At 59.2% G+C, this 3,665-nt stretch carries 2 protein-coding genes; both read left to right on the plus strand.

Annotation, left to right across the window (positions count from 1 at the left end; genetic code table 11):
- Positions 1-487 precede the first annotated feature (487 nt).
- Complete coding sequence (locus ACTIEZ_RS15385; RefSeq protein ID WP_439547568.1) at positions 488-1,225, plus strand: hypothetical protein; 738 nt, start codon at positions 488-490, stop codon at positions 1,223-1,225.
- Positions 1,226-1,578: 353 nt separating this feature from the next.
- Positions 1,579-3,342, plus strand: coding sequence for a polysaccharide pyruvyl transferase family protein (locus ACTIEZ_RS15390; RefSeq protein WP_439547569.1), 1,764 nt, complete (start codon positions 1,579-1,581; stop codon positions 3,340-3,342).
- Positions 3,343-3,665 lie beyond the last annotated feature (323 nt).

The following is a 3,665-nucleotide window of genomic DNA, read 5'->3' on the forward strand; positions in this document are numbered from 1 at the left end:
TTCGATCTGCCGACTGATCGCGGAACAGACCAGCATATCGCCATAATTGGGTTTCCATGTCGACGTCCGCATGTCGGGCCAGACGGTCAGGTTGCCGTTGTGCGAATGATTGAAATGAACAAGTCCGAGCGACATCGTTACCTCGCGTAACACAAAACGCAACCGCTAGTCCGGAAGCTTCTTATCCGCAACCCTGCTTCCGTCTTCCGTCACCAGATGAAATCCGTGGGGCAATTAAGCGGAAGGCCGTGCTGGCGGAAATACTTAGCCCGGTTGTAACTCGCTCCCCTACATGAACGTGATAGGCCTGACCCACACGCGCGGAGGTCGTTTCAAGTCTTAGACGGCTGAAATATCTCGACACTCTCTTTTGCAGAAGATAAATTTCTATCTTGCCAAAGTATGAGGGCGGGATTAGCAATCCTTTGAGATGAGCTTACTCAAGGTGCCGGTCTAGATTTCGGCCTATACGAATCAGGAGAGTTATATGCCATTAGGCCGCGAGAGTGCGCAGGACAATGTGGATCGTTGGATAAAGAAGCATGTGCCCGGCCTAAGCTTCGTCGATATCGGCGGCATCGGGGAATGGTCCACAAACGAGCGCATGACTTGGGCTCAAAAACATGGCGCATCGCGCGTGGCCGTTGCTGATATCGCAGATTACGACAGCTCTCTCTGGAACTTCTACCATAATAAGATATCTGAGCTTGGCATCACTGGCATCGAGGAGATGCAGAACATTGATGTCAACGATGCCAATAGTATGTCGGCGTTGGGCAAGTTCGACTTTGTACATTGTACAGGCGTGATTTATCATTGTCCGACGCCAGTACAGGCGATGATCAATCTTGCAAACGCAACCAAAAAATATTTAATCGTAAATACTGTTATCATCCCCGATTTGATAGAAAATGAAGTTGGTCGATTAGCCTTTCCAAACTGTTCGGCAGCTTTCCTTCCTGGATTGAACGGGCACGAAAGAGAAATTTTCAGAGTTTACTATAGGAATCTCAAGCTCGACGTCGACCGCTTCGCGCCACCCCTTAATCGTCAAGCAGAGGCCGATCTTCCATTCCTGCGTGACGGGAAAGCAACTTGGTTGCCCTACTGGTTTCTCTTCACAGAGAGCGCCTTCGAAGGTCTGGTTCGCATGCTGGGAATGGAAGTCATCGAGCGTGAGATCTGGAGAAATCACACTCTGAAGTTTCTTCTTCACAAGAAATGATTTTTTCGGTGGGCTGATAAAGCATTCTCGGAGATGCCAAGCACCAAGCCCCTACAGCGCTGTTGCAACGCGCTCTTTACCTTTCTCATGCCCCTGGCCACCCTGCAAGGCTTGCGCCCGATGCAGGAGCAGACGCGCTCGGGGTGCACCGCGATTCGCGCTGGCAGGCGCGACGTAACGCTTCATCTCGAGGCATGTTAAGGCGACCTTTATTTCGCATGATAGGCCACTTTGGGGGATGAAAGAGAATGCCGAACTTGGATCCGACACCCATTTCTGAACCCGTTATCCTTCGTGCAGGGCCCGCCGGGCAGGCCCCCGCGCTAGATAGTCTGGCACCCGGAGATCGGGCGGTGCTGGACTTTGACGTTGCCTTTCGGCCGACTGCCGACTGGCGATCAAGCAGTGGATCGCTGTTCGAGGCTGCGCCCGAGGCGTTGAAACTGATGCTGGCTGCGCTGGCTATGCAGGGCGGCGCGGTAGAAGACTTGGCACCTTGCCCCGAGGGGGGCACTGGCTTGCGTCTGCACCTACTACGCCGCGACGACGCTTGGTCAGGCAGCGCGCTACCCGCTGGGGTTGAGCGCCTGGCACTGGAAAGCCTGAGAGAATGTGGCGACTGGCGCGCGGTTCTGGCGTTTGCTCGGGCGCGCCGTGCGGCAGGGTCCTATCGCTTCGCGGTGATCGCAGCCGAAACTAAGGCGTTGCGGGTGATGGGTGACTGGCAAAGCTTGGCAGATGTGCTGCCCAAGCTTTTCGCACACACGCCCCAGCCTTGGCTGTTGGCATTGCTCGCGGAGGCCTCGCTGCGACTTGGGCGGAACGCCGAGACGGTATTTGCAGCGATGGAATTTGCTCGCCGCGCGCCGCAGCGTCAGGCCGAGGCTCAGACCCTTGTGCTGCGCGCCTTGCTGGCCGAAGGGGTGACATGGCCGCAAGACCTTCTGCCCGAGGCGCGGCTACATGTCGATGATTTCTCACCTGCGGTGGTGGCAGAGATGTGCGCTGCGCCCGAGCCCGGGCGGCGCATTCGCGGCCTCGACCTAGACGCCCGACCTGCCGAGGCGCTTTCCTTGCTCCGTGCCGATCCCGGGGCCGACCCCTTGCAGCGCGCCAATGCCGAGGTCTGGGCCCGCTATGCCGACAGTCGCGCGGCGCTGGACGAGGCTACGTTGAACCTGCTGGCGACAGCGCCACAATCGTCGCGGGCGGCAGGGCTCTTAACCTACGCGACTACTAACATAGGCGACGACATACAGTCACTAGCGGCCTCGCAATACCTCGATGCCGCGCTGCCGCTTGACCTTCTTGACCGCGACGCGCTGGCCGGGCTGTCGCGATCGGCACCGCGGCGGGTGCTGATGAACGGTTGGTATGCGCACCGCGGCGCGGAGGGAGAGACGTGGCCCCCTTCAACGGCGATTGTTCCAACACTTGTCAGCGTTCATGTAACGGCGGCGGCGGCGCGCAATCTGCTGTCACCCGCCGGGCAGGATTGGTTCCGCCACCATGGTCCCGTGGGGTGCCGCGATGATGCCACCGCGCGGCTGATGCAGCGCCATGGGATAGATGCCCAGGTCACCGGCTGCCTAACCCTGACGCTGAAATCTCCCGCAAATGCTGATGCGCCGCGCCACGCAGTTTGGGCCGTTGATCTTGATGTGGTCTCGGCGGAGGTGCTGACGGCGAGTTGTGCCCGGCTTGCGCTGGAGGTGCCACGCCCGCGCACGCACGAGTTTGCCATCGGACGGCGCGACGGGCTGTTTCGGCTGCTTCTGGCGGCGCGGCTGCTGCACGATTATGCTCGCGCGCGCCTGGTGGTAACAAGCCGGCTGCATTGCGCGCTGCCCTGCATTGCCATGGGCACCCCGGTGGTGATGGTGGTGCCCGACCCCCAGGATCCGCGCTTTCCCGGATTGGTTCCGCCGCAAATACTGCTTTCGGCTCAGGAGTTCGCCACCGATCCCGATGCCGCGATACGCACAGCTTTGGAGCAACCTTGCCCGGTGCCCCCCCGTGCCCAGGAATTGCGTTCGTGCCTTAGAGACGAAGCGGCGCTGCCAGGCGACAGTTGGTATACAAGGCTGATGCGTCTGTCGCGGGCGATCCCCAGTTGAGGGCGTGAGATCGGGCCAGGCAGAGCGCAGGGGGATAAGCGCGGCACAACCGCTCGTACCGTTCAGCATAAGATCTGCGTAGGATCGAAACGGTGCAATCGCGGTCGCCTGACGCCGATGCCGAAGACGGGTTGCAGGCCAAAAAGTTACGGTCTACTTGCTAGCCTTTTACTTCACGCGGGGTAACGATGTCGCTCGGGCTTGTGCATTTCAATCATTCGCAGGACGGCAACCTCACGGTGTGGCCCGACATGCGTACGTCGTCATGGAAGCCCAACTATGGCGATATGCTGGTCTGCTCCGCGATCAGTCGGCAGATCAAG

This window comes from Sandarakinorhabdus sp., assembly GCF_051860625.1.
In the GTDB taxonomy this organism is placed as follows: Bacteria; Pseudomonadota; Alphaproteobacteria; order Sphingomonadales; family Sphingomonadaceae; genus Sandarakinorhabdus.